Here is a 24,798-nt window from a genome sequence, read left to right as displayed (position 1 = left end):
GAACGGGGAGGGACCGGGCGGCGGGCGCCCGATCCCTCCCCGAAGGCGGAGGCTAGGCCTCCTGGTCCTCGCGGCGACGGCTGCGGGCGATCAGGAGCGAGCCGAGGCCGAGGGCGACAGCACCTCCCGAGAGCAGCAGCCAGGAGCCGGTCTCCACTCCGGTGGAGGGGAGGCCGCCGGGGCCGGTCGGTGCGGTGATCGGCGCGGCCGTGGCGGTCGGTCCGGCCGTCGGCACGACGGTGGGCTCCGGGGTCGACGTGGGCTCCGGGGTCGACGTGGGCTCGGGGGTCGACGTGGGCTCGGGGCTCACGGTCGGCTCGGGCGTCGCGGTGGGCTCGGGCGTCGCGGTGGGCTCGGGCGTCGCCGTCGGCTCGGGAGTCGCGGTCGGCTCCGGTGAGCCGGTCGGCTCCGGCGTCGGCGTGGGCTCCGAAGTCCCCGGCAGCTCGACGGCGGCGCCCTCCGGCGCCACGGCGAGCAGCGCCCGGGCGACGTCGCTGAACGCTCCGACCGGGTGGTTGCGGAACACCGGCGAGGTGCCGAAGAGGAAGCCCTCCGTGCCCGACTCCGTCGAGAACGAGACGGCCGAGGCCTGCCCGGCCGCGTCGCTCCGGGACTGCCCGTCGGAGTCGACCCAGTGCCCGGCGACGAACGTGCCGTCCTCCGAGTAGCTCTGCTCGACCGCGACCGACTCGTCGAAGCCGGCGAACCACAGTGCCGGCGAGACGAACGCGGTGTCCTGCGGGTAGTCGCCGAGGACTCCGCCGCCGGGCGTCTCGACCGAGACGATGCCGTTGGAGCCGCTCGTGCCGGTCTGCGCAGTCAGCTCGGCCAGGCCGAAGTCGGACACGAAGGCCGCTCCAGCGCCACCGCGGCCGACGACGTCGCCGCCCGCCGCGAGGAACTCCTCGACCACGGTGCGGCCTGCGGCCTGCTCCGGGGTGAAGGAGAGGGCGCGTCCCACGTAGAGCACGTCGGCGCTCTCGAGGGTCGCGGTGCCCGCGGTGAGCGCGGCCGCGTCGACGGCGACCGCGTCGGCGAAGCCGAGCTTGGCCAGCGCGTCGCGGTCCTCGTTCGTGCCGGAGTAGGCGACGCGGAGGGCGTCGAGCGCCTTCCCGTCCTCGGCGCGCACGCGGTCGGCGGTGGTCGCCGTGAAGTCGACGCCGAAGACGGCGGCGGCTCCCTCGGCGGCCGCGAGCCCGGCGGCGTCGGCACGCAGGGCGATGGTGCCGTCCTCGAACTGCTCGAGAGCGACGCCGTCGGCCAGCAGCGCGTTGACGGCCTGGTACTCCAGGACGCCGCGCGGCTCGAAGGCGAGGTAGTCGGCGCCTGCCGGGACGGAGCCGACCGGAGCGACGGCGGTCACCGGCTCCAGGCCGACGGCTGGGAGGGCATCGGTGGTGGAGCCGATCGCCTGCACGTCGGCGCCCCAGAGGAGCGAGAGGCTCCAGGCCGAGACGTCGTACATCTCGGGCACACGGCTCGAGATGTCGCTGCCGTCGGCGAGGAGGACGTTGGCGAGGCCGCGGACCGACTGGTGCATGTCGACCAGGTAGGTGCCCGCGGGGTAGGAGACTCCTCCGACGCTCGTGGCGGCCGTGGTCCGCGACACCTCGACGCCGTGGGCGAGCAGCTGCGCGACGAGGGTCTCGGCGTCCGAGACGGAGCGCTGCGTGCCGTCGACGGGGATGACGTAGGCGCGCGGGTACTCGGTCGTGTAGACGTCGGTCTCGTCCCAGATCTCGGTCCACTCGGTCGGCACGCCCGCGGGCAGGTCGGCCGCGGAGACGTCGGCGGGGATCTCGACGGCGGGGGCGCCGGTGACGCCGCGCTCGAAGATGCTGACCTGGTTGCTCAGGAGCGCGTCGCGGTTGGCCTCGATGTAGTCGACGGAGGCGTCCATGACGATCCCGGCGACCTCGACGTCGATGTCCGCGTTGGCCTGGCCCTGGGCGATCTCCTCCGGAGTGCTGTTGGCCGTGCGGCCGAGCGGAAGCTCCACCGTGTTGGTGATCGCGCCCTGGAAGGCGACGTACTGCGGGGCGAAGATGGGGGGCCAGTCGTCCCAGCCCGCGCGGATGTCGCGGTAGGGGATGAGGATCTTCCCGGTGTTGTCCGTCGTGGCGCTGCCGTCCTCGGCGAGGTAGGTGTTGCCGGGCACGTCGGCCTCGACGACGCGGCGCTCGATCTCCAGCGCGGTCGCGTACGCGTGCGGGAGGAAGAGGTCGTACTCGTAGTTCTCGCCGTGCGGCGGGCCGCAGGGCTCGACCTGGAGGATCCCGGTGTAGCCGTGGATGTCGATGAAGTACGTGGGCTGGAGCACGCTCGAGAGGTCGCGGATCACGGCCGCCTCGCTGGTGGCTCCGGTGATCATGTCGCGGTTCGGGTCGTAGCCCGCGGCGACGGCGCGCTGGCCGAGGGCGCGGCCGTCGGGGTTGTTGGTGACGGTGAAGTAGAGGCGGTTGCCCTCGAGCAGCGCCTCGGTCTCCGCGTCCTCGGCGGTGGCGACGCCCTCGATGTACTCGAGGATCGCGTCGCTGCCCTCCCACTCGTTGCCGTGAATGTTGCCGTTGAACCAGACCGGCACCTTGTAGCCGTCCATCAGCTCGGCGTCGGCGGCCGCGGCGGCGGGCTCGTACTTGAGCCGGTCGCGCCACTCGGCCTGCTGCGCCGTCTCGGCCTCGGTCTCGGGGGCGGTGACGGTGACCAGGTAGATGTCGCGGCCGAGGCCGGACTTCCCGACCACCTGGGTCGAGACCCGGTCGGAGCGGGCGGCGAGCGCGTTCAGCTGCGGCGCGATGGCGTCGTAGGGGGTGACTCCGCGCAGGAGCGAGGCGTCGGTCGGGTCGACGGGCACCTCGGTCAGCGGGGTCTGCTGCGGGTAGCTGGTCGGCACCGCGATCGGAGCGGACGGCGGACGCACGATGTCCACGCGGGTGTAATCGGCGGGTGCTGTCGTCGTGGCGGTCGCCGGCGGGGCGACCAGGAGGCCGCCGGCGGCGAGCGCGAGCGCGGCGCATCCGGAGGCGAGGGCGGTTCGAGATCTCAAGCGGAGTTCTTCCCTTGTCGAGGCGTGACGGAACGGATCGGGCCCCCGTCGGCGTCTGGATCTCCGAATCGGATGTGAACCCTCTCAGGAAGATAGAGACTCCATGTTTCCGTCACGTGTCGGCCGGGTCACCTCCGCGAGATGCCTCTTCGGTACGCCTCGCCCGGCGACTCGAGTGCCCGAGTGGCATCCGGCGAGAGGAGGAAGGAGGGCCCGGTCAGAGGAAGAGGGAGAGGACGAGCGTGGCGCCGAGCGCGAGGACGGAGGCGAGGGAGACGCCGACGGTCACGGACTTGAGGGCGCCGCGGACCGACTGGCCGAGGAAGCTCTGCAGCAGCCAGAAGGTGTTCGAGGTGACGTGGATGCAGAACAGCGCGCCGGAGCCCGCGGCGAGTGCGATCAGCAGCGGGTCGAGGCCGAGTGTCGCGGCGACCGGCGCGACGACTCCGGCCGCCGTGATCGCCGAGAGGGTGACCGAGCCGACCGCGATGTGCAGCACGGCCGCCATCACCCAGACGAGCAGCAGCGGCGCGGTCGCCGAGGTCGAGAAGTAGCCCTTCAGGATCTCGCCGAGGTCGCCCTGCGCGATCACCGCGGCGAGCGCCCCGCCGACGCCGGTGAGCAGGAAGATCTGCCCACCGTCCTGGAAGCCCTTGGCGACCGCCTTCTCCATCCGCGCGGTTCCCACGGTGGACCGGCCGACCACTCCGGTGCCGATCACGGCGAGGAGGAGCGCGATGACGGGGTTCCCGAGGAACTGCAGCACCGGCAGCTCGACCCCGGAGACGGTGAGCACCGCCTGCGCGGCGATGAGCAGGAGGGCGAGGAGCATGGGCGCGAAGAGGAACAGGAGCGGGCGCTCGCGGGCGGCGTGGGCGTCCTGCGCTCCGGCGGGACCCGCCGCGTCCTCGACGGACGAGCCGGACGAGCCGCCCGATGCCGCTCCGGCTCCGCTCGAGGACGCCCCGCCGCTCCCCCGCGCTCCGAACGACGGCAGCCGTCCGCCGTCCGCGGCGGGCGACGCCCCCACCGTCGCGAGCCCGGTCGTGTCGTCGCGCACGACCAGCTGCTCGTCGCGCGCCGGGTCCCAGAAGCCGAGGCGAAACGCGAGCGACATCAGCAGGATCGTGACCACGACCGTCGGCGCCACCACCGCGAATCCGCCGAGCATCATCACGCCCAGCGGCACTCCGAGCAGCCCCGCGAGCGCGACCGCGGCGAAGCCGGGCACCATCATCACGATGCCCGTCTCGAGCCCGACGGCGAAGGTCACGGCGACGATGCCGGTGCCGGCGCGCCCCAGCCGCGGCGCGATCCGGCGCGCGAGCGGGGCCGCGATCACGATCAGCGCGTCGACGAAGATCGTCTGCAGGTAAGTGGCGAAGGAGAGGCCCAGCGCGTAGGGGATCCCGCGGCGGCCGAAGACGCGCAGCAGGCCCTCGACGAGCCGGACGACGGCGCCCATCTCGTTGAGCATCGCGCCGATGAGCACGCCCCAGCCGATCAGGAGGCCCGCCTCCATCATCACCTCGCCGAAGCCGGTGGTCATCGTGGAGACGGTGTCGACGGGGCCGAGCCCGGTGAGCAGGCCGATCGCGGCGGCTCCGACGGCCAGCGCCAGCACCGGGTTGAACCGGAAGCGCACGATCGCGACGACCACCACGACGATCACGAGGGCGACGACGCCCAGGGTGTACCACTCGGGCATGACGTCCTCCTCCGCCCGCGACTGCGCGTGCCGTCACACCCTAGGGGACCGCCGCGCACCCCCTCGCCCCCGCCGGGCACGGGGCCCTAGCGTGGACGCATGGCACTGACGCTCCCCGAGCCCCGACTCCCCTCCCTCCTCGACTCCCCCGTCCTGCGCTGGGGGGTGATCGCGCCCGGCTCGATCGCCGGCTCGTTCGTCGAGGCGCTGCAGAAGCACACCCGACAGCGCGTGGTCTCGGTGGGCTCCCGCTCGCTGGAGCGCGCGGAGCGGTTCGCGAGCCGGTTCGGGATCGAGCGGGCCTCGGCCGGCTACGAGGCCGTGGTCGAGGATCCGGAGGTCGACGTGGTCTACATCGCCTCCCCGCACTCGGAGCACGCCCGCCAGGCACTGCTCGCCATCGCCGCGGGCAAGCACATCCTGGTCGAGAAGCCGTTCGCGCCGACCCCGGGCGAGGCCGAGATGATCGTGCACGCCGCGCGCGACGCCGGAGTCTTCGCGATGGAGGCGATGTGGATGCGCTACCTGCCGCACATGGACGTCGTGCGGCAGCTGCTCGCGGACGGGGCGGTCGGCGCGCCCGCCGTCGTCTTGGCCGACTTCGGCGCCGCCTTCGACTTCGACCCCTCCAGCCGCATCTTCGACCCGGCGCTCGCGGGCGGCGGCCTGCTGGACGTCGGCGTCTACGCCTCCTCCTTCGTCTCGATGGTGGCGGGCACCCCGCAGAGCACCGTCGTCGCCGGCAGCATGACCTCGACGGGCGTCGACGCGACCGCGACGATCGTCGGCAGCCACGCGCACGGGGTGCAGTCGGTGGCCACCTCGACCGTGCTGGCCGACACCCGCCACGCGGCGAGCGTCGCGGGGCGGGCGGGGCGGATCGACGTGCACCCGTCGTTCTGGACGCCGGGCGGCGTGACGCTCACCCGCGGCTCCGAGAGCGGGTCGTGGATCGACGAGACGCCGCTCCAGGGCGGCGAGGGCCTCGCCTGGGAGGCGCTGCACGTCGCGCAGTACGTGACGGAGGGGCGCACCGAGTCGCCGCTGCACCCGCTCGACGAGGTGGTCGCCGTGGTGCGGACCCTCGACGACGCGCGCCGCCGGCTGGGCGTCTCGGTGTAGGGCGGGGCGGCGGGAGACCGCCGTTCCGGCCCTCAGCCCGCCGGCAGCTCGACGCGGAAGCTCGTGCGCCCCGGCTCGGACGCGACGAGGACGCGCCCGCCGTGGGCGTCGACGACCGCCGCCACGATCGCCAGGCCCAGCCCCGTCGATCCGGTCGTGCGCGCTCGGGAGGAGTCGCCGCGGGCGAAGCGCTCGAACAGCACCGGCACCAGCTCCGGCGCGATTCCCGGGCCGGAATCGGTGACCGTGACGACCGCGATCGGCCGCCCCTCCGACACCTCCTCGGCGAGCGCCGCCACGACCCGGGTGCCGGGGGGCGTGTGCACGGTCGCGTTCCGCAGCAGATTGGCGACCACCTGGTGCAGCCGGAAGCCGTCGCCGCGGATCTCGATCGGCTCCTCGGGGAGCTCGAGGTCCCACTCGTGGTCGGGGCCCGCGGCGTGCGCGTCCGACAGCGCCTCGATCACGAGCAGCGTCAGGTCGACGGGCTCCTTCTCGAGGTCGCGGCCCTCATCGAGGCGGGCGAGCAGGAGGAGGTCCTCGACCAGCGAGGTCATCCGGGTGGCGGCGGACTCGATCCGATCGAGGGAGTAGACGGCCGACTCCGGCAGCTCGGTCCCGCCCCGACGGGGCAGCTCCGCGTAGCCGCGGATCGCCGCGAGGGGAGTGCGCAGCTCGTGCGAGGCGTCGGCGACGAACTGCCGCACCTTGTCCTCGCTCGCCTGCCGCGACTCCAGAGCACCGGTGACGTGGTCGAGCATGCGGTTGAAGGCGGCGCCGACGCGGCCGACCTCGGTGCGGGTGTCGGCGTCCTCCTCCGGGACCCGCTCGACCAGCTCGACGGCGCCGCGGTCCAGCGGCAGCTCGGCCACGCGGGTCGCCGTCGCCTCCACCCGCTCCAGGGGCCGCAGGGCCACGCGGATGATCGCGGTGGCGACGAGGGCGACCAGCAGCATCGCCAGCAGCACCACCACGACGACCACCCAGGTGAGGGAGGCGAGCGTCTCGGCGACCTCGCCCAGGGGGACGCCGACGACGACGACGGAGCCCTCGACCGCCGCCGCGCGCACGCGGTAGGTCCCGAGGCTCCCGGGCAGCTCGATGGTCGCCTCCTCGCCCCCTGCGGCGACGGCCGCCGCGAGCACCGAGTCGGCCGGGTCCGAGAACTGCCGGCAGACCCCGTCGGCGTCGACGTAGGCGCCGATGAAGGAGCCGTCCGAGCCCTGGACGGCGGTGATGGTGCTGAGGTTCTGGCTCGGGCCGCCGCCGAAGGATCCGCTCGGGCAGGTCGTGGCCTGCTCGATCGCGCTCGACCCGCCGAAGCGGCTCGGCCCGTCGAAGTCCTGGAGGCGCGTGACCGACTGGCTGAGCGACGCGTCCGTGCTGCCGTAGAGGATCGAGCGGGCGGAGAGCACGCTGACCGCTCCCACGACGCCCGCCGTCACCGCGACGAGCGCGACCACGGCGACGACCATCCGCCGCCGCAGAGTCCACGGCGCGCGCCGGCCGCGGCGGGAGCCGCGGAGGGCGGAGCGGGTCGCGAAGTCGCCGAGCGACGGGCGGCCGGTACGGCTCACTGGTCGGCGGGCTTCAGGAGGTAGCCGGCGCCGCGCACGGTGTGGATCATCGGCGAGCGGCCGGCGTCGATCTTCTTGCGCAGGTACGAGATGTAGATCTCGACCACGCTCGACTTGCCGCCGAAGTCGTACGACCAGACCCGGTCGAGGATCTGGGCCTTGCTGAGCACGCGGCGCGGATTGCGCATCAGGAAGCGCAGCAGCTCGAACTCGGTGGCGGTCAGCTCGATCTCGTCGCCGCCCCGGCGGACCTCGTGGCTGTCCTCGTTCAGCACCAGGTCCCCCACGACGACCTCGGGGTCGTCCGCGTCGTTGGCGAGCAGGGTGCTGCGGCGGATGAGGCCGCGCATCCGGGCGACCAGCTCCTCGAGGGAGAAGGGCTTGGTGACGTAGTCGTCGCCGCCGGCGGTGAGGCCGGCGATCCGGTCGTCGAGCGCGTCCTTCGCGGTGAGGAAGAGGACCGGGGTCTCGCTGCCGTCCGCGCGGACCCGCTGCAGGACCTGGAGGCCGTCGATGTCGGGGAGCATCACGTCGAGCACGATCACGTCGGGCCGGAACTCGCGGGTGATCGTGATCGCGGCGCGGCCCTCGGCCGCGGTGCGCACCTCCCAGCCCTCGTAGCGCAGAGCCATCTGGAGCAGGTCGGTGAGGGTGCTCTCGTCGTCGACGACGAGGACGCGGATCGGCGTCCCGTCGGCCCGCTTCAGGCGGGTGCGCTGCGCGGGGGCGAGGTGCTTCGAGGGGGCCGGGGTGCTCATGACTCCAGTATCGGGAGTTCCCTATGGATCGGCTATGACCGGCCGATGCCGTCGCTGTGCGCTCCCGATGCGTCCTCCGCGGGATCGGCATCGAGCTCCTCCGGAGCGATCGCCGCGGTGCGCGCGTAGCCGCGGACCCGCCGGTCGATGAAGGTCGCCGCCCAGAGCAGGACGCCGATCACGAGCAGCACCCCCGCGATCCCGTACTGGGCCGTGTCGCGTCCCGAGGTGATCGGCAGCACCAGGTAGACGCAGGCGATCGTGCCCAGCACCGGCAGCACGGTGGGGGTCCGGAAGTGACGGTGCTCGACCGGCTGCCGGCGCAGCACCAGCACGGAGACGTTGACGACGGCGAAGACCGCCAGCAGGAGGAGCGACGTGGTCCCGCCCAGGAGCACCGCGATGGGGTCGGAGGGGTCGCGCGACACGTAGGCGGTGAGGAGCAGGGCGATCACCGTCGTGAAGAGGATCGCGGCCCACGGCGTGCGCCGTCCGCGCAGCACGTTCTGCAGGAACGGCGGCAGCACGCCCTGGCGGCTCATCCCGTAGAGCAGGCGGCTGGCCATCATCATGTTGATCAGCGCGCTGTTGGCCACGGCGAAGAGCGAGATGAAGGGCAGCAGCGTCGAGATCGGGAAGTCGGGCGCCGCGGCCTCGACGACCGTGACGAGCGGAGTGTCGTTGCCGGCCAGCTCCCCCACGGGGACGATCGCGACGGCGAGCGTGGACACGAGCACGTAGACCACGGCGGTGATGCCGAGACCCGTGAGCATCACGCGCGGGAAGATGCGGCTGGGCTCCTTCGTCTCCTCCGCCATGTTCACGGAGTCCTCGAATCCGACCATCGCGAAGAACGCCAGCGAGGTCGCGGTGCTCACCGCGAGCAGCAGCGACTTGTCCTCCGGCGCCTCGAACGCGACCACCCGCGAGAAGTCGGCCTGCCCGCCGAACACCGCGAAGAAGCACACGAAGATCACCAGCAGCAGGCCCGAGAGCTCGATCAGGGTGAGCACCACGTTCAGCCCGACGCTCTCGGCGACACCGCGCAGGTTCACCAGGGCGATGCAGACCATGAACACCAGCGCGATGCTCAGCCGCGTCCCCGCGCCGTCCCCGAGCCCGAAGCCGATCGCGAAGTTGCTCGCGAAGGCGCCCGAGGCGGCGGAGGCCGAGGTGATCCCGCTCGCCATCACGGTGAAGCAGACGAGGAACGTGACGAAGTGGATCCCGAACGCCTTGTGCGCGTAGAGCGCGGCGCCCGCCGCCTGCGGGTACTTCGTCACCAGCTCCAGGTAGGAGCAGGCGGTGAGCGTGGCGACGACGAACGCGATCACGAAGGGGAGCCACGCGGCCCCGCCCACCTCGGCCGCGACCTGCCCGGTGAGGGCGTAGATCCCGGTGCCGAGGATGTCGCCGACCACGAACAGCAGCAGCAGCTTGGGGCCGAGCACGCGCTTGAGCTCGGGCGGGGCGGACGTCTCTCTCGTGGCGGTCATCGTCGGCCCCTCCCGTTGCGGATGAGCGCGAGCCTACGACCGCGGGCACCGCCCCGGGAAGAGCGGGCGCCCGGAGAGCAGGAGCCGACGACACCCACCACTCTGCCGTCGCGCCGTGCGCAGCGCAGCCTCCACCTCGCCGGCGGGAGGCTGCGCGAGGCCGGCTGACCGGATGCTGCCACGGCCGGAGCCTGCCCGGACGTCCCGTGGGCCCCCGACCCTCCGCCCCGCGCGGAGCCGGGGGTCCGCCGCATGTCCGGATGCTGCCGTGCCCGGATGCTGATCTGGTGCCGCCGACGGGCCTCCGCGAGGCTCGGAGGACCACGACGAGAGGACGCACCATGACCGCCACTGCACCCGCCGCCACCCCGCACCTCGGCCCCGTCGCCGCCGGAGGCGCCCTCGCCTGGGCCGCGCTGTCCGCGCTGCTCCTGCTCGGGGAGCCGCACCCCGCGGCGGTCCTCCTGCTCGTGCTCGCCGCCGCCGCCGCGACCTCGCTGAGCGTCGTCGCCGTCGCCCGCCGGCAGCCCCCCGCCCGCCGTACCGGAGTCGTGATCGGTCTCCTCGCCCCCCTCCTCGCGAACGCCGGTCTCACTCCGCTCGCCGCGCTGGTCGGCCCGGCCGTGTTCGGAGCGGTAGCGCTGGTCCTCGCCGGTGAGCTCGCCGTCGTCGCGGTTCTCGCGCGGCGGCGCTGAGTGCGCGCCTCCTACACTCGGGAGGGTCGGGAGAACGGGGGGCCGCCGGTGCTGAGCGAGAACGCGATCGCGCTGTACCTGCACGCGTCCGTGCGCGGAGACTGGTCTCTCGAGAGCGCGTCGGACGAGCTCGGCGTCACCGTCGACGGCCTCCGCGAGGCGCGCGACGAGCTGATCGGGCTCCGGCTGCTCGCTCCGCTGCACGCGGGGGCGGAATCGCTCGCCACGGCCGCACCGGACATCGCCCTGGCCGAGCTGATCGCCGAGGACGAGCGGCGCCTCCTCGAGCTGCAGACCGGGATCACCCGCCGCCGCAGCGAGCTGATGGCCCTCGTCCCCGCCTACCGGAGCGCCCGCAGCGCCCTCGCCGCCGCGGAGCAGGTGGAGGTGATCGAGGACCCGGCGACCGTCCTCCGGCTGCTCCTCGACCTGCAGCGCGGAGCCTCGGAGGAGGTGCTGATCGCCGCTCCCGGCACCAGCAGCGTGGAGCGGCACGAGGCGAGCGACGCCGTCGACCGCGAGCTGCTCGGGCGCGGCATCGCGAGGCGGACGCTGTACCACGACCGCCGCCGCGACAACGCGGCCCTCCGGCGCTCGGTCGCGGAGCTCGAGCCGCTGGGCGCGCGGTTCCGGACCCTCCCGACGCTGCCCTTCCGGCTGGTGGTCTTCGACCGCTCCCTCGCGATCGTCGCCCGCTCCCGCGACGAGGACGACCGCGCCGCCCTGGTCGTCCGCTCCCCCGAGCTCGCGGCGACCCTGGCGCGCGTGTTCGACGCGGCGTGGGAGTTCGCAGCGCCCCTGCACGCGGCAGGTGCCGAGGAGGAGCCCTCCCTCTCCGCGGTGCAGCGGTCGATCCTGCAGGGCCTCGCCGCCGGGCTCACCGACGAGGCGCTCGCGGCACGGCTGGACCTCAGCGTGCGCACCTGCCGTCGGCACATCGCCGGTCTCTTCGATCTGCTCGGCGCCGAGAGCCGCTTCCAGGCGGGCGCGCTCGCGGCCCGGCGGGGCTGGCTGCCGGTCCGGCCGCGCTGAAGCCGGCCGTCGGCGAGCTCAGCGCCGCGGAGCCGCAGTGTCGGAACGGGGTGTCCGCTAGCGGACACGTCCTCTTCCGGCTCTTGTCCCGGCACTCTCCCAGGTCGAACATGGGGACCGCCGCCGACATCCCCGATGACGGGCGGCCTCCGCACCGCGACCCCGTACCCGACGGGACCGCGGCCCCGACGCCCGCGCCGTACCCGACGGACCGCGGCGCATCAGCGACCTGAGCCGAACGCGCGCACAGGCGCTCCTCCGGCGCGCCGTCCGGTACCCCCGACCGACGACGCTCCGGGCCCCCGCTTCCGCCTACCCGAAGAGCTCACCCGTGAACCCCAGCACCCCCGCCCGCCCTGTTCCTCCCTCTCCACCCGAGATCCGTCCGCTCCTGACGCGCCAGCAGCGCGTCGCCAGCCCCCGTGCCGTCACCAGCCGCGCCAAGCAGCAGTCGCCCTCGCTCATCATGATCGTGCTGCTCTCCGGCGCCGGCGCTCTGCTCTACGGCGCCTTCCTGCTCAACCCGCGCAACATCGGCGACCCCCTCCCGTTCGCCATCGTCATCATCTGCGAGCTGTACCTGATCGGCCAGGCCGCGCTCACGATGTGGACCGCCCTGTCGAGCACCTACGACCCGCGCGACTCCGCCTTCCACTCCGCTCGAGCGACGCTCTACGGGAGCCCGGTCGACGGCATCCCGATCGGCGAGGACCTCTACCTCGGCCGCCGCCGCATCACCGTCGACGTCTTCATCACGACCTACAGGGAGGACCCCGCGATCATCGAGGAGACTGCCCGTGCGGCCCGCGACATGCGCGGCACCCACGTGACGTGGCTCCTCGACGACGGGGACGACCCGCAGGTCGCCGCGATCGCCGAGCGCCTGGGCGTCCGCTACGTGGTGCGCGAGGACCGCGCGGGTGCCAAGGCCGGCAACGTGAACCACGCGCTCCGTCTGACCGACTCGGACTTCGCCGTGATGATCGACGCCGACTTCGTGACCGTGCCGGAGTTCCTGGAGGAGACTCTCCCCTTCTTCGCCCACGACGACGTCGCCTTCGTGCAGGCCCCGCAGGTCTACGGGAACGCGCACAACTTCATCTCGCGCGGCTCCGCCTACATGCAGATCGTCTTCTACGCCCTCACCCAGCCGGGCAAGAACAAGTACAACTCCGCCTTCTGCGTGGGCACCAACGCCGTCTTCCGCCGCAAGGCCCTCGACGACATCGGCGGGATGTACGAGGGCTCGCAGTCCGAGGACATCTGGACGTCGATCTTCGTGCACGAGCGCGGCTGGCGCTCGATCTTCGTGCCGATGACCCTCGCGGTCGGGCGCACGCCCGAGACGATCGAGGCCTTCGTCCGCCAGCAGGTCCGCTGGGCCGTCGGCGGGTTCGAGATCCTGCTCAAGCACAACCCGTTCTCGCCGAAGCGCCGGCTCACGACCGACCAGCGCGTGCAGTACTTCATGACCGTCACGTTCTACTTCACCGGGATCGTGCCGCTGGGCCTGATCGTGCTGCCCCCGCTGCAGATCTACCTGAACATCACGCCGGTCAGCCTGGAGGTGCCGCTCGTCGAGTGGATCCTCTTCTACTGCGGGTTCTACGTGCTGCAGATCGGGCTCGCGCTGTTCATCATCGGCTCGTTCCGGTGGGAGACGCTGCTGCTGTCGACCGTCACCTTCCCGATGTACACGAAGGCGTTCTTCCTCGCTCTTGCGGGCCGGAAGCCGGCCTGGACCTCGACGGGCGCGACCGGGCAGGCCGCCTCGCCCTTCAACTTCATCAAGGTGCAGATGGTCTTCCTGGTGTTCCTGGCCGCGACCTCCGTCGTCGGCTTCCTCAAGGCGGAGTGGACCGCGGAGTACTCGGTGGCGCTCGCCTGGAACGTCCTGAACACCCTCACGCTCGGAGCGTTCGCGGTGATCGCGGCGCGCGAGCACGTCCTCCTGAAGCGCGCCGCCCGGGCCGAGGTGGTCGCTCCGAGCGGCCCCGCCGCCGCGGGACGCCACGGACTCGCCGTGGGTGCGGCATGACCGCGCTGCGCTGGCTCGGCTTCCTCGCCTCGTGCGCCCTCGCGCTCGGCGTCGCCGCCGCCGGCCTGGTCTACGCGAACAACTCCTCGCTCACCGTGCGGGCGGCGAGCGCTCAGCTCGTCACCGACGAGTACTCGCTGGGGACGCCCTACGCGGGCACGATCCAGGACCTCACGATCTCCCGCGGCGACGCGGTGGAGAAGGGCGACGTGCTCTTCAGCCTGCAGAGCACCGTCCTCGAGTCCGACATGCAGACGAAGACGTTCACCAGCGCCGATGTCGGCTACCGGATCGAGGAGGGCGGCCTGATGGTCTTCACGGCGGCGCTGGACGGCGTGGTCACATCGGTCGACGCCGAGATCGGCTCCTTCGTCGAGGAGGACCAGATGATCGCGGTCGTCGCGATCTCGGACTCGATCCACCTCGAGAGCGAGTTCGTGCTCGGCGCCCGGGACTACTCGCGGGTCCCGATCGGCGGCACCGTCGCCGTGGCGATGCCGGACGGGACGACCGTCGACGCCGAGATCTACGACGTCGAGGTGGAGCGGTTCCACGAGGGGCGGGCGACGACCTTCATCCGCGCGCGCACCGACGAGATCACGACGCAGGACTACACCGTGGTCGGAGCTCCCGTCGCGGCGGAGGTGCGGCTCCGCGACGACGACGACGGCTTCGGCGGCTGGCTGGTCGCCCAGCTCGGCAGGCTCTTCACGCCGGGCGGATTCGCGCGGTGAGGCGCGGGGCGGGGGCGGCCCTCGCTCTCGCCCTCGCGATCGCAGGCCTCACCGGATGCACGTCCGACGGCTCCGCGTCCGACTGGGCCGTGGCAGCGTCCGTGCACGCGCGGGAGCTGCCGCAGGTCCCCGGCCCCTACGCGGGGACGGCGCGGCTCGCCGAAGGGGTGCGGCCGCCGACGAACTCGTGGGTGTCCGGACCGGTGTTCGGGGAGGATCTCCCGCTCTACTCAGGGATCCTCACCGTCACGCCGCGCGCCGACGGCTTCACCGTGGGCCTCCCGATCGTGGAGGCGGCTCCGCGGACCGTCTACGCCCTCGCCCGGGACGATCTCACCGTGACGGTCCCCTCGAGCGCGGTGGCGCTCTCCGCGTTCGACGACCTCGTCGCGCACTGGAGCCTCGCGGGTGCCGGTGAGCTCGTCGCAGCCGAGGGCTGGCCCTACGCCTCCTACCGGACCGAGAGCGCCCAGACTGTGCTGATCGGAGGCGCCACCGCTCCCGAGCGCGCGGCCGGCGGCCTGCTCCTGGTCACCGCGGGCGGACAGCGGTACGGGCTGGTGGCGCCCGCCGCCGCCCTCGATACGTTCCCCCGGATGACGCTGGACGGCACGCTGCTCCTCTTCGCGGTGCCTCCGGGAGCGAGCAGGGCGCGGATCGACGAGCTTCGGCGTCGTGCAGTGCCCCTCGAGGGCGCGAGCGTCTCCCACGACGTCACGGCGAGCACCACCACCACGACCTACGCGCTGCGGACCGAGGGCGGCGCCGAGACGTTCTTCGGCCTCGGGGCCGAGGGGGCGATCGGCTACGACACGCTCTACGGCCGGGTGGGGCTCCGTGCGGGAACGTCGTTCTCCCGCGCCGCCCCCACTATCGTCGAGTCGGGGGCGCTCGATCTCGGCTCCCTCACGGCCGAGGAGAAGACGACGCTCCGGACGCAGGTGCCACTCGACGCCGCGGCCACCCGCTTCGCCGCGCCCGACACCTACGGAGCCGGCAAGGAGCTCTACCGCGCCGCTGCTCTGCACCGTCTCGCCGTCGACCTCGGCCTGGAGGAGGTGGCGGCCGACCTGCACGACCGGATCGCCGCCGAGCTCGACCAGTGGCTCGACCCGCGCGGCTGCGCACCGGGCGCCGTGAAGTGCGTCGTCTACGACCCGGTGCTCGGAGGCGTCGTCGGCTCCGCGCCGTCGTTCGGGTCCGACGCGTTCAACGACCACCATTTCCACTACGGCTACCTGCTCTCCGCCGTCGGGATGCTGGCCGCTGAGGACCCGTCCCTCCTCGAGCGGTACCGGACCGTCGCGGACCTGCTCGCCCTGGATCTCGCCTCTCCCGTCGACACCGCCGAGTTCCCGCGGCTGCGCGTGTTCGACGCGTACCGCGGCCACTCCTGGGCCTCGGGGCTCGCGCCGGCCCGGGACGGCAACGACCAGGAGTCGGTGTCCGAGGCGGTCAACGCCTGGAACGGCCTCGCCCTCTGGGCCGCCGCCTCCGGGAACGCGCCGCTGCTCGAGGAGGCGCGCTGGCTGCTCTCCCTCGAGACGCAGGCGGCCGCAGACCTCTGGCTGAGCCCGGAGACGCCGGTCGGCTTCGAAGCGCCGTTCGTCGCGATCAACTGGGGCGGCAAGCGCGACTACGCCACCTTCTTCGACGCGACACCCTCGGCGCTGCTGGGGATCGAGCTGATCCCGATGCCGCCGTCGACCGCGTTCCTCCCCGACCCCTCGCGGGTCGACGAGCTCGTGGCCGGAGCCCCAGGCGCGCCGCTCGCCGACTACGTGCTGATGCTGCAGGCGACCAGCGACCCGGCCGCGGCTCTCGCGCGGGCGGAGCGCCTGCCGGACTCCTCGATCGACAGCGCCGACTCGCGCAGCTACCTGGTGGCGTGGATCCTCACCCGCTGATCCCGCACAGCCCGCTCAGCCCGCGTGCGCTCCGAGGAACGCGAGCGCCCGCGGCCAGGCGTCGGTCGCCGCCTCGGCCTGGTAGGTCTGCTCGTTCGCGTCGTTGAAGAAGGCGTGGCCCGCTCCCGGGTAGACGACGACCTCGACGTCCTTGCCCTCGGTCGCCTCGCGGATGCGCGGCACCTGCTCGACGAGGGGAGCGTCCTGATCGCCCAGGAACGCCAGCACCGGCACCTGCAGCGCGCCGAGCTCCTCGGCGGACGCGGTGACGTGCCCGTAGAACGGCACGGCCGCCGCCAGCCGCGGCTCGGCCAGCGCGAGCGCCCACGAGAAGGTGCCGCCGTAGCAGAACCCGGTGACGGAGACGCTGGTCGCGCCCTCCTGGCGCAGGAGCCGCTCGACGAGGGCGCGGAGGATCGCGACGGTGCGCGTCGCGTGCTCCGGAGTGAAGACGGGGGCGAAGAAGGTGCGCAGCTCGACCTGGCGCGGCAGGCGCCGCACCGGGTGGTCGTAGTCGGCGCGCCGCTCCTCGTCGAGCTGCTCGAGCAGGCCGCTGTCGGCCAGGAGCTCGGGGGCGACGACGCTGTAGCCCTCGGCCGCGTAGCGGTCGGCGACCGAGCGGATGTGCCCGTCGACCCCCCAGACCTCGTGGATCAGGATCAGCGCCCGGCCGCCCTCACCGCTGCGGTACACCGGTACGTCGTGCTCGGCCAGGGTCCAGGTCTCATCGCTCGTGGGCATGCTCGCACCCTAGCCCCGGACCCCGGGAGCACGCGTCGTCAGAAGTCGTACTCGCAGTTGCGGAGGTTCGCCACGTCCTCGGTGAGCGTCGGCTCCCCGCCGAGCAGGAACGCGTAGTTCTTCGAGTTGGAGGCCAGGAAGCGCAGCGTCGAGTCGTGCACGCAGTCGCGCTCGGTCAGCAGCACGGACGAGCCCAGGGCCGCCGCCGTCGTCGCTCCCGAGAGGGCGTCGGCGAAGGAGGACCCCGCGGCGAGGAAGACGCTGTCCTGCAGCAGCGACTGGGGGTAGGCGCTGTTCAGCTCGACGCTGGTCTCGTAGCGGTCGCGGCCGGCGATCCTCGAGACCGAGGGGGCGAGGCCGCGACGCTCGAAGTCCGCCACGTACGCGTCCCGGATCGAGGGGTCGCCGCCGAGGAACTCCACGTGCTCCGGCGCCAGGGCGCGCACCGCGGTCGCGGTCGCGGAGTCGGCGCCCGAGGTCGCACCGTCGACCAGCAGCACGGGCTGCGCACGCCAGCCGGCGATCGGCGCGGCCGACAGGGCGTCAGGGAAGTTCGTGCCGGTCGCGACGAACATGTTCGAGTAGGGGCCGGTGCCGAAGGCGTCCGCGACGATCCGGCGGGAGGTGTCGTAGCGGTCCGTCCCGCCGATGCGCTCGGTGCCGCCGACGATCGAGCGGATCGCGGACAGGACCCCGGGGCTCACGCTCAGCTCGCTGCCGACGACCACGACCCGCTCCGGGCGGAGGCGGCGGATCTCGTCGGAGACGACCCGAGGCAGGCGGTCGGGATCGGTGAGCAGGAGCGCGCCTCCGAGGGCGGCGGCGGCCGGGCCGGCGCTCAGCGCATCCGGCCAGTTCGCCCCGCTGGCCACGTAGAGCACCGGGATGCCCGGGGAGAAGTAGCCCGTCGCCTCCACCGAGGTCGCGTAGCGGTCCGATCCGGCGAGGCGGCCGGTGTACTGCTGGTAGTCGCTGCTCAGCGAGAGGTCGATCCCGGCGGCCGATCCGCCCACCGGGACGCGCACGTCGCCCGCGTCGCCCGAGCGGAGGACGTGGTCCCAGTAGCTGTCGTCGATCACGTCGTCGCGGCTCGACGCCCGGACGAGGTAGTCGCCGGGGACGACCTGCTGGAACGAGTACGGGTTGTCGCCGCCCGTGATCAGGTCGAGCTCGCCGGTGCGGAAGTAGCCGTCGGTTCCCGGGTCGCGGTACCAGATGTCGACGCGCTGGTCGCCCGCGACGCCGCTCAGGCGTCCCTCGAGCGAGCCCAGCCGTGCGGTGCGCAGCTGCACGCCGGCCGCAGGGGCCTGGAGCGGCTCGGCGCTGCGGGCGACGGCGCTGCCGCCGGACCAGAGGTCGGCGTACAGGTCGGCGTTGTCCTTGATCAGCAGGTAGTAGGTCTGCCCGGCGGTGAGCCCGTCGATGCTGAAGGTGAGGTCGCCGGCGACGGAGTGGTTCCCGAGGAGCCCCGCCTCGCTCGACCAGACCTCGACGTTCAGGAGGGCGCCGCGGGGAGTGGTGGTCGCGATCGAGCCGTCGGCCTCCTCGACCACGACACGGCCGCTGATCGACGCCGCAGCGCTCGCACGGGCGGCGCTCGGCGCCTCGTCCGGCACGGCAGGCAGGGGGGACTCGGCGCTGGGCTGCCAGAGAGGCTGCCCCTCGGGGAGCACGATCGAGCGGGGCGCGTCGGAGGCGGCGCCGAATGCGGCGACGGGGGCGGCCGACGGCGCGGCCGCCGATGCGGCGGAGGCGAGCGGGCTGGAGGTGATCGCCAGGGCGGCGACGAGGACCGCGGAGGCGGCGGACCTCAGAACGAGCGGGGACACGGCGGAGTGCCTGCTTCCAGGAGGAGGTCGCCCTGCGGCCGACCCGGCGGAGGGGATCGCGCTCATGCTAGCGGCGGCCCGCGCCCCGTCGTCCTCCCCGATCAGGGGTCAGGAGACAGGCGGCGCGACGAGGATGTCGTCCCACTCCAGAGCACGCTCGAACAGGAAGCCGTGCCGCTCGTAGAGGCGGCGGGCGTCGCTGCGCTTCAGCACGTCGAGCCGGAAGGGCAGACCCGGCCGCGCCTCCTCCGCCATCACCCGACGCAGGACGGCGCCGCCGACTCCGCGTCCCTGTGCGTGCGGCGCCAGGTAGAAGTGCTCGATCCAGACCGCGTCCGGCTCGACCCGCGCGGCGATGCTCCCGGCGAAGGCGCCGTCGAGCTCGATCACCCGGGTGAGCTCGGGCCGGTAGCCGTCGAGGAAGCGGTGCCGCACGCGGTGCTCGTCGTAGCGGTCGAGCGTCTCGAGCGACGGGCGCATGACGACCGCGCGCAGCTCGGCGATCGCTGCGGCGTCCTCCGCGGTGGCGGGGCGGAGCGACCAGCCGGCGTCGTCGGCCACGGTCAGCGGCCGCGGGGCTTGCGGGTGCGCCGCACCGCCGGCGCGGACGCCTTGGCGCGGGCCGGCTTCTTCTTGCCGCCGCCGGCCCTCTCCGCCTTCTCGCGCGCCTCCCGCGCCTTCGCCTTGGCGGCCTTCGCCCGCGACTCGACCTTCGGCGTCGCGGCGGTTCCGCGCGTGGTGTTCGCGCTGCGGCCGCGGACGACTCCGATGAAGTCCTCGACATCGTCGCCCTTGTCGTCCGTCACCCAGGCGAGGCGGACGGAGGAGGGAGCGACGCCGGTCACCGGCACCGCGGTGACGTCCTTGCGGCTGTGCACGCGCGCCACCGACTGCGGCACGATCAGCACGCCCACTCCGGCCGCGACCTGCTCGACCGCGTCGTCGAGGCCGGCCATGCGCGGCAGCGGGCGCCGCGAGCCGTCCGCGAGCTCCTCGGCGACCGCGGCCCACTCCGGCACGTCCTCCGGATCCTGGAGGAGATGCTCGCCGGCGAGCTCGGCGACGTCGAGCTCCTCCGCGGCGGCCAGGACGTGCTCGCGGCCGACGACGGCGACGGGCTGCTCGTCGTAGAGGTGGATGGAGCTGAGGGCGGAGGAGGAGACGTCGCCGCGGACGAACGACAGCTGCGCGCGGCCGTCGAGCAGCGCCTGCTCCTGATCGCGCTCGGCGACGACGGTGATGCGCAGCGGGAGATCGGAGCGGCGCTGGCCCCAGACGCGGGTCCACTTGGTGGGGGTGACGCCGGGCACGAGGGCGACGGCGAGCACGGGGCCGTCGGGGACGGCGTCCTCGGCGTCGGAGTCGGCGTCGTCGGAGTCGGCGTCGTCGACATCGCTGTCCCCGGCGTCGCTGTCCTCGGAGTCGAGGTCGTCGGAGTCGCCGTCCTCGGAGTCGCCGTCGGTGTCGTCCGACTCGGTTCCGGCTCCGGCGCCGACCGCGCCCGATCCGGCCGACGCGTCGACAGCCGCCGCGTCCGCCCCGCCCTCCGGACGCCCCTCCGCCTCGGGAGCGGCCTGCGGGTCGACGGTCTCGGGCTGCTCGCTCATCCCCTCAGGGTAGGTGGTCCGCGCCGCGCCGGTAGGGTTGCCGCATGGCCAAGGCGACACAGACGATGAAGGCTGCGACCGCGGCGAAGAAGCTGCAGGTCTACCTGCCCGCGACCCCGGAGGAGTTCCAGGAGTCGGCGATCACGCGCGAGCAGTACGACGAGCTCGCCGCGAACCCGCCCGCCTGGCTCGTGCAGCTCCGTGAGGAGGGGCCGCACCCGCGCTCCGTCATCGCCTCCCGGCTGAACGTCTCCATCTCGGGGCTCGCCCGCGGCGGCGTCACCGAGGCGCTGACCACTCCCGAGATCCAGGCCCTGCTCGACGAGGTCCCCGAGTGGCTGCGCGTCGAGCAGAACCGCTACGCGGAGGTCCGCCGCGAGCAGGCCCGCATCAAGTCCGAGCGCGCCGCCAAGGCCGCCGACTGACCGCTCTCCCGCCTGCGGGACCCCGATCCGGCGCGGGCGACGTGGCCTGCGGACCGGAGCGGGATCCCGCCGAGGGGAGCCGCGCGGCTACTGGTTCGAGAACGCGGCGTCGAACGACGCGGTCGGGGTCCTCCAGAGCAGCGAGCGGATGAAGCCGACGGCCTCCTTCGCGCCGTGGAGGCGGTCCATCCCGGCGTCCTCCCACTCGATGGAGATCGGGCCGGAGTAGCCGATCGACTCCAGCGCGCGGAACGCGTCCTCCCACGGGACGTCGCCGTGCCCCGTCGAGACGAAGTCCCAGCCGCGGCGCGGGTCGCCCCAGGGCAGGTGCGACCCGAGCACGCCGGCGCGGCCGTTCTTCGGGCGCAGGCGGGTGTCCTTGCAGTCGACGTGGTAGATCCGGTCCTTGAAGTCGACGATGAAGCCGACCGGGTCGATGTCCTGCCACATCATGTGCGACGGGTCCCAGTTGAAGCCGAAGGCCGGGCGGTGCCCGATCGCCTCGAGGGTGCGCACGCTCGACCAGTAGTCGTAGGCGATCTCGGACGGGTGCACCTCGTGCGCGTAGACCACGCCGTTCGCGTCGAACTCGTCGAGGATCGGGTTCCAGCGGGTCGCGAAGTCCTCGTACCCCTCGTCGATCACGGAGGCCGGCACCGGCGGGAACTGCGCCACGTAGGGCCAGATCTTCGAGCCGGTGAAGCCGACGACCACGTCCACGCCGAGCTTGCGGGCGACCCGCGCCGAGCGCTTCATGTCCTCGGCGGCGCGCTGACGCACCCCCTCCGCGTCGCCGTCGCCCCAGGTGTAGTCGCGCACGAGTGCCTTGTGGCGGAAGTCGATCGGGTCGTCGCAGACGGCCTGGCCGGTGAGGTGGTTCGAGATGGCGAAGACCTCGAGGCCGTAGCGGTCGAGGATCTCCAGGCGCGAGGCGGCGTAGGCGTCGTCCTCGTCCGCGCGCTTGAGGTCGAGATGGTCGCCCGAGGCCGCGATCTCGAGTCCGTCGTAGCCCCACTCGGCGGCGAGTCGGGCGACCTCCTCGAAGGGCAGATCGGCCCACTGGCCGGTGAACAGCGTCACGGGGTGGGTGGCGGGGTAGGTCTTCTCGTCGCTCATGCGGCGATCTCCGTCCGGTCGTCGGCGGCGGGCACGGTCACCCAGGCGCCTGTCTCGGCCGCGTCGAGCACGGCCTCGGTGATGCGCGCCGCGCGGAGGCCGTCGGCGAAGGTCGGCAGACCCTCCACGTCGGCGCCCGCCACGGCGGCGTAGGTGTCGCGGGCGAACGCCGTGAAGGCGTCCTGGTAGCCCATCGGATGACCGCTCGGCACGATCGAGAGCCGGGCCGCATCGGGCGCGAGGATCGAGGCGTCGCGCGGCACCAGCAGGGCGCTGTCGCGCCGGCCGACCCACAGCGTCTCGGGGAGCTCCTGCTCGAAGCGCAGCGACTCCTCCAGCCCGGACACCTCGAGCACCAGCTCGTTGCGGTGGCCCGCGGTGACCTGCGAGACGAGGAGCGTGCCGACGGCGCCGCCCTCGAGCCGGACGATCAGGCCGGCCACGTCCTCGGTGCTCACCGGGCGGCCGCCGCGCTCGGCGTGGACGGTGCTCGTGATCGCGGCGAGTGAGTCGATCCGGTCGCCGGTGACGAACTCCAGCAGGTCGACCAGGTGCGAGCCGATGTCGCCGAAGGCGCGCGAGCGGCCGCCGGCGGCCGGGTCGACGCGCCAGTTGTCGTCGGAGGCGCCCAGCAGCCAGTCCTGGAGGTAGCTCCCGCGGACGGTGACCAGGCGGCCGGTCTCGCCGGAGGCGACGCGGGCACGGGCCTCGCGCACCATCGGGTGGAAGCGGTAGGCGAACGGGACGGTCGCCACCACGCCGGCGGAGGATGCGGCCGCAGCGAGCGACTCCGCCTCCCGCAGCGTCGCGGCGAGCGGCTTCTCGCACACCACGTGCTTGCCCGCCTCGATCGCCGCGAGCGCGAGTGCGGCGTGCGTGGCGTTCGGGGTGCAGACGTGCACGAGGTCGATGCTCTCGTCCTCGATCAGGGCCCGGGCGTCCGGGTAGGCACGCTCGACGCCGAGCTCGGCCGCCGCCCGCTCGCCCTTCTCCGGGGTGGAGGAGGCGACTCCGGCGAGCACCGCTCCGGCGCTGCGGGCCGCGCGGCTGTGCACGGCCGCCATGAAGCCGCCGCCGAGCACGCCGACGCGCAGGGGCGCGGGCATCAGGAGAGGGTCGCTTCGGTCGGGTCCCAGCTCTCGGGCAGTGCGGGGCGGGGCGTCACGGAGCTCGTGACGAGGACCTTCTCGCCGGTCTCGGCGGCCTCGAGGAGCGAGAGCATCACGTCGGTGACGTGGTACGCGAGGTCTCCGGAGGCGGCCTCGGGGCGGTCGGCCCGGATCGCACGGGCGAGCTCGAGCACGCCGGTGCCGCGGGAGGCGGTCGAGCCGGTCGCCGCGATGACCTCCGGCTCGGCGGACCCGCGGCGGTGCAGGGTGATCTCTCCGTCGTGCTGGTTCGGGTCGGGGAGGACGAGGGTGCCCTCGGAGCCGTTGATCTCGACGAAGCCGGTGCGCGGCAGGCTCGACTCGAAGCTCCACACGCCCTGGGCCGAGGCCCCGGACTCGAAGCGGAGCAGCCCACCGATGTGCGTCGGGATGGTCACCGGGAACTCGGTGCCCTCCTTCGGGCCGGAGCCCACGACGCGGGTGGCGCGGGCCTGGGACGAGACGGCGGTGACGCTCTCGACGGGGCCGAGGTTCTGCACGAGCGTGGTGATGTAGTACGGGCCCATGTCCAGCAGCGGTCCGCCGCCCTCGGCGAAGAAGAACTCCGGGTTCGGGTGCCACGACTCGGGGCCGGGGCCCTGGAAGAGGGTGAGGGCGGAGAGCGGCGTGCCGATGGCTCCGCTCTCGATCACGCGCTGCGCCGTCTGGAGGCCCGCGCCCAGGAAGGTGTCGGGAGCGGTCGCGACGCGCAGCCCCTTGTCCTTCGCCAGCGCGAGCAGCTCGATCCCGCTGTCGCGGTCGAGCGAGAAGGGCTTCTCGGTCCACACGTGCTTGCCCGCCTCGACCGCGCGGCGCGCGACCTCGACGTGCGCGGCCGGGATCGTGAGGTTCACGACGATCTCGATGCCCTCGTGCGCGAGGAGCTCCTCGACGGTGCCGGAGGCGGGGACGCCGAAGGCCTCGGCCTGGGTCCTCGCCCGCTCGAGGTCGATGTCGGCGACGAAGAGCACCTCGAGGTCGGGGAAGACGGTGAGGTTGGTCAGGTACTGGGTGCTGATGTTGCCGGCGCCGATGACGCCGACGCCCACGCGGCCGGTGCCGCTCATGCGCCGAGCCCCGAGACGTAGCGGTGGGCCGACTCCAGGCCCTCGAAGATGTCGCCGGCGTAGGCGTCTAACTCCAGCACGGGCAGGGCCTGCGGAGCGGCGGCGAGGATCGCCGGGACGTCCATCGCGCCCTCGCCCGCGGGCAGCTGCTCCTGGGTGTCGGCCGAGATCGGGCCGTCCTTCACGTGCAGGAAGCGCACCTGGTCGCCGAGGCGTCCGAGCACCTCGACCGGGTCGTCGCCGCCGACGGCCGCCCAGTAGGTGTCGAGCTCGAGGACCATGCGCGGGTCGAGCAGGCCCGCGAGGTGCTCGAAGGCGCTGCGGCCGTCGACGCGGTTCTCGAACTCGAAGGCGTGGTTGTGGTAGCCGAGCACCAGGCCGCGGGCGGCGGCGGAGTCGACCAGCGCGTTCAGCTCGTCGGCGATGCGGGCGACGTCGTCCGCGGTGGTCCAGCGGGTCGGGTCGACGTAGGGGTCGATCACGGTCTCGACGCCGAGCGAGGCGGCCGTGTCGAGGATCTCGTCGACGGTGGCGTCGCCCTGAGGGCCGAGGAGGCGCGCGTGGGCGCTGGGAGCGCGCAGTCCGCTGGCCGGGAGCGCTACGCGGTAGGCGTCGGCCAGGTCGACGAACCCGAAGAGCTCGACCGTGGTGAAGCCGATCGCCGCGAGGCGGTCGAGGGTGGCGGGAAGATCGGCCGCGAGCGGCTCGCGCACCGAGTACAGCTGGACAGAGAGGTCTGGGGGTGTGGCCAC

20 protein-coding genes are annotated in these 24,798 nt (G+C 73.2%); 7 read left to right on the top strand and 13 right to left on the bottom strand.

Features of this window, described 5'->3' with window-relative positions; genetic code table 11:
• Positions 1-52: 52 nt before the first annotated feature.
• Positions 53-3,046, bottom strand: coding sequence for a M14 family zinc carboxypeptidase (locus C5C36_RS13560; protein ID WP_104309888.1), 2,994 nt, complete (start codon positions 3,044-3,046; stop codon positions 53-55).
• A gap of 217 nt (positions 3,047-3,263) precedes the next feature.
• Positions 3,264-4,754 carry a GntP family permease gene (locus tag C5C36_RS13555; protein WP_104309887.1) on the bottom strand — a complete coding sequence of 497 codons (1,491 nt, stop codon included), beginning with the start codon at positions 4,752-4,754 and terminating at the stop codon, positions 3,264-3,266.
• 99 nt (positions 4,755-4,853) lie between these two features.
• Between C5C36_RS13555 and C5C36_RS13550 the strand changes: the two genes are divergently transcribed.
• Complete coding sequence (locus C5C36_RS13550) at positions 4,854-5,876, top strand: Gfo/Idh/MocA family protein (RefSeq protein WP_104309886.1); 1,023 nt, start codon at positions 4,854-4,856, stop codon at positions 5,874-5,876.
• Positions 5,877-5,908: 32 nt separating this feature from the next.
• Here the strand turns inward: C5C36_RS13550 and C5C36_RS13545 are convergent, their stop codons facing one another.
• Genes C5C36_RS13545 through C5C36_RS13535 form a run of 3 tightly spaced genes read right to left on the bottom strand, consistent with a single transcriptional unit; the run spans position 5,909 to position 9,707 of the window.
• Positions 5,909-7,453, bottom strand: coding sequence for a cell wall metabolism sensor histidine kinase WalK (locus C5C36_RS13545; protein WP_219812657.1), 1,545 nt, complete (start codon positions 7,451-7,453; stop codon positions 5,909-5,911).
• Positions 7,450-8,211, bottom strand: a complete 762-nt coding sequence (locus C5C36_RS13540) for a response regulator transcription factor (protein ID WP_104223650.1) — start codon at positions 8,209-8,211, stop codon at positions 7,450-7,452. The genes C5C36_RS13545 and C5C36_RS13540 overlap by 4 nt, the downstream gene beginning before the upstream one ends.
• Before the next feature lie 32 nt (positions 8,212-8,243).
• The gene (locus C5C36_RS13535; protein WP_104247764.1) at positions 8,244-9,707 is read right to left on the bottom strand and encodes an APC family permease; all 1,464 of its coding nucleotides are present in this window, start codon (positions 9,705-9,707) and stop codon (positions 8,244-8,246) included.
• A 341-nt stretch (positions 9,708-10,048) separates the two neighbouring features.
• Here C5C36_RS13535 and C5C36_RS13530 point away from each other — a divergent pair, with 341 nt between their 5' ends.
• From C5C36_RS13530 to C5C36_RS13510, 5 genes are all read left to right on the top strand, one after another.
• A complete protein-coding gene (locus C5C36_RS13530) occupies positions 10,049-10,402 on the top strand; it encodes a hypothetical protein (RefSeq protein WP_104309885.1) in 354 nt (117 codons plus the stop codon).
• Between the two features lie 48 nt (positions 10,403-10,450).
• Positions 10,451-11,434: a LuxR C-terminal-related transcriptional regulator gene (locus C5C36_RS18120; RefSeq protein WP_104309884.1), complete on the top strand. Its 984-nt coding sequence runs from the start codon at positions 10,451-10,453 to the stop codon at positions 11,432-11,434.
• Between the two features lie 331 nt (positions 11,435-11,765).
• A complete protein-coding gene (locus C5C36_RS13520; protein WP_104266760.1) occupies positions 11,766-13,472 on the top strand; it encodes a glycosyltransferase family 2 protein in 1,707 nt (568 codons plus the stop codon).
• Positions 13,469-14,206, top strand: a complete 738-nt coding sequence (locus C5C36_RS17685; RefSeq protein WP_181133823.1) for a biotin/lipoyl-binding protein — start codon at positions 13,469-13,471, stop codon at positions 14,204-14,206. Before C5C36_RS13520 ends, C5C36_RS17685 begins: the two co-directional genes overlap by 4 nt.
• On the top strand, positions 14,203-16,113 hold the full coding sequence (locus tag C5C36_RS13510; protein ID WP_104260438.1) for a glycosyl hydrolase: 1,911 nt from the start codon (positions 14,203-14,205) through the stop codon (positions 16,111-16,113). Before C5C36_RS17685 ends, C5C36_RS13510 begins: the two co-directional genes overlap by 4 nt.
• 15 nt (positions 16,114-16,128) lie before the next feature.
• Here C5C36_RS13510 and C5C36_RS13505 read toward each other — a convergent pair whose 3' ends face one another.
• The 4 genes from C5C36_RS13505 to C5C36_RS13490 all read right to left on the bottom strand — a co-directional run bounded on the left by C5C36_RS13505 (position 16,129) and on the right by C5C36_RS13490 (position 20,290).
• Positions 16,129-16,854 (bottom strand): dienelactone hydrolase family protein, encoded by a 726-nt coding sequence (locus C5C36_RS13505; protein ID WP_104309883.1) that lies wholly within the window; start codon positions 16,852-16,854, stop codon positions 16,129-16,131.
• A gap of 38 nt (positions 16,855-16,892) precedes the next feature.
• Positions 16,893-18,683 carry a cell wall-binding repeat-containing protein gene (locus C5C36_RS13500; protein WP_104309882.1) on the bottom strand — a complete coding sequence of 597 codons (1,791 nt, stop codon included), beginning with the start codon at positions 18,681-18,683 and terminating at the stop codon, positions 16,893-16,895.
• A 108-nt stretch (positions 18,684-18,791) separates the two neighbouring features.
• Complete coding sequence (locus C5C36_RS13495) at positions 18,792-19,244, bottom strand: GNAT family N-acetyltransferase (protein ID WP_258063585.1); 453 nt, start codon at positions 19,242-19,244, stop codon at positions 18,792-18,794.
• 2 nt (positions 19,245-19,246) lie between these two features.
• Positions 19,247-20,290, bottom strand: a complete 1,044-nt coding sequence (locus C5C36_RS13490; protein ID WP_104247771.1) for a LysR substrate-binding domain-containing protein — start codon at positions 20,288-20,290, stop codon at positions 19,247-19,249.
• 44 nt (positions 20,291-20,334) lie between these two features.
• Here C5C36_RS13490 and C5C36_RS13485 point away from each other — a divergent pair, with 44 nt between their 5' ends.
• Positions 20,335-20,715: a DUF5997 family protein gene (locus C5C36_RS13485; RefSeq protein WP_104223641.1), complete on the top strand. Its 381-nt coding sequence runs from the start codon at positions 20,335-20,337 to the stop codon at positions 20,713-20,715.
• Positions 20,716-20,802: 87 nt separating this feature from the next.
• Here the strand turns inward: C5C36_RS13485 and C5C36_RS13480 are convergent, their stop codons facing one another.
• From C5C36_RS13480 to C5C36_RS13465, 4 genes are read right to left on the bottom strand one after another with little or no spacing between them, the layout of a single operon-like run.
• Positions 20,803-21,831, bottom strand: a complete 1,029-nt coding sequence (locus C5C36_RS13480) for a sugar phosphate isomerase/epimerase (protein WP_167299019.1) — start codon at positions 21,829-21,831, stop codon at positions 20,803-20,805.
• Positions 21,828-22,937 (bottom strand): Gfo/Idh/MocA family protein, encoded by a 1,110-nt coding sequence (locus tag C5C36_RS13475; RefSeq protein ID WP_104223640.1) that lies wholly within the window; start codon positions 22,935-22,937, stop codon positions 21,828-21,830. The genes C5C36_RS13480 and C5C36_RS13475 overlap by 4 nt, the downstream gene beginning before the upstream one ends.
• Positions 22,937-24,046, bottom strand: a complete 1,110-nt coding sequence (locus C5C36_RS13470; RefSeq protein ID WP_104223639.1) for a Gfo/Idh/MocA family protein — start codon at positions 24,044-24,046, stop codon at positions 22,937-22,939. The genes C5C36_RS13475 and C5C36_RS13470 overlap by 1 nt, the downstream gene beginning before the upstream one ends.
• Positions 24,043-24,798: a sugar phosphate isomerase/epimerase gene (locus tag C5C36_RS13465; RefSeq protein ID WP_258072304.1), complete on the bottom strand. Its 756-nt coding sequence runs from the start codon at positions 24,796-24,798 to the stop codon at positions 24,043-24,045. Before C5C36_RS13465 ends, C5C36_RS13470 begins: the two co-directional genes overlap by 4 nt.

It is taken from the genome of Rathayibacter sp. AY1G1 (assembly GCF_002932095.1).
In the GTDB taxonomy this organism is placed as follows: Bacteria; Actinomycetota; Actinomycetes; order Actinomycetales; family Microbacteriaceae; genus Rathayibacter.
This window is presented reverse-complemented; position numbering and strand designations above follow the sequence as displayed.

What these genes read in the sequence shown, in the direction of transcription:
- C5C36_RS13555 (WP_104309887.1), bottom strand. Translation starts at nt 4,754, where the DNA reads ATGCCCGAGTGGTACACCCTGGGCGTCGTCGCCCTCGTGATCGTCGTG.
- C5C36_RS13550 (WP_104309886.1), top strand. Translation starts at nt 4,854, where the DNA reads ATGGCACTGACGCTCCCCGAGCCCCGACTCCCCTCCCTCCTCGACTCC.
- C5C36_RS13540 (WP_104223650.1), bottom strand. Translation starts at nt 8,211, where the DNA reads ATGAGCACCCCGGCCCCCTCGAAGCACCTCGCCCCCGCGCAGCGCACC.
- C5C36_RS13535 (WP_104247764.1), bottom strand. Translation starts at nt 9,707, where the DNA reads ATGACCGCCACGAGAGAGACGTCCGCCCCGCCCGAGCTCAAGCGCGTG.
- C5C36_RS13530 (WP_104309885.1), top strand. Translation starts at nt 10,049, where the DNA reads ATGACCGCCACTGCACCCGCCGCCACCCCGCACCTCGGCCCCGTCGCC.
- C5C36_RS17685 (WP_181133823.1), top strand. Translation starts at nt 13,469, where the DNA reads ATGACCGCGCTGCGCTGGCTCGGCTTCCTCGCCTCGTGCGCCCTCGCG.
- C5C36_RS13505 (WP_104309883.1), bottom strand. Translation starts at nt 16,854, where the DNA reads ATGCCCACGAGCGATGAGACCTGGACCCTGGCCGAGCACGACGTACCG.
- C5C36_RS13490 (WP_104247771.1), bottom strand. Translation starts at nt 20,290, where the DNA reads ATGAGCGAGCAGCCCGAGACCGTCGACCCGCAGGCCGCTCCCGAGGCG.
- C5C36_RS13485 (WP_104223641.1), top strand. Translation starts at nt 20,335, where the DNA reads ATGGCCAAGGCGACACAGACGATGAAGGCTGCGACCGCGGCGAAGAAG.
- C5C36_RS13480 (WP_167299019.1), bottom strand. Translation starts at nt 21,831, where the DNA reads ATGAGCGACGAGAAGACCTACCCCGCCACCCACCCCGTGACGCTGTTC.
- C5C36_RS13475 (WP_104223640.1), bottom strand. Translation starts at nt 22,937, where the DNA reads ATGCCCGCGCCCCTGCGCGTCGGCGTGCTCGGCGGCGGCTTCATGGCG.
- C5C36_RS13470 (WP_104223639.1), bottom strand. Translation starts at nt 24,046, where the DNA reads ATGAGCGGCACCGGCCGCGTGGGCGTCGGCGTCATCGGCGCCGGCAAC.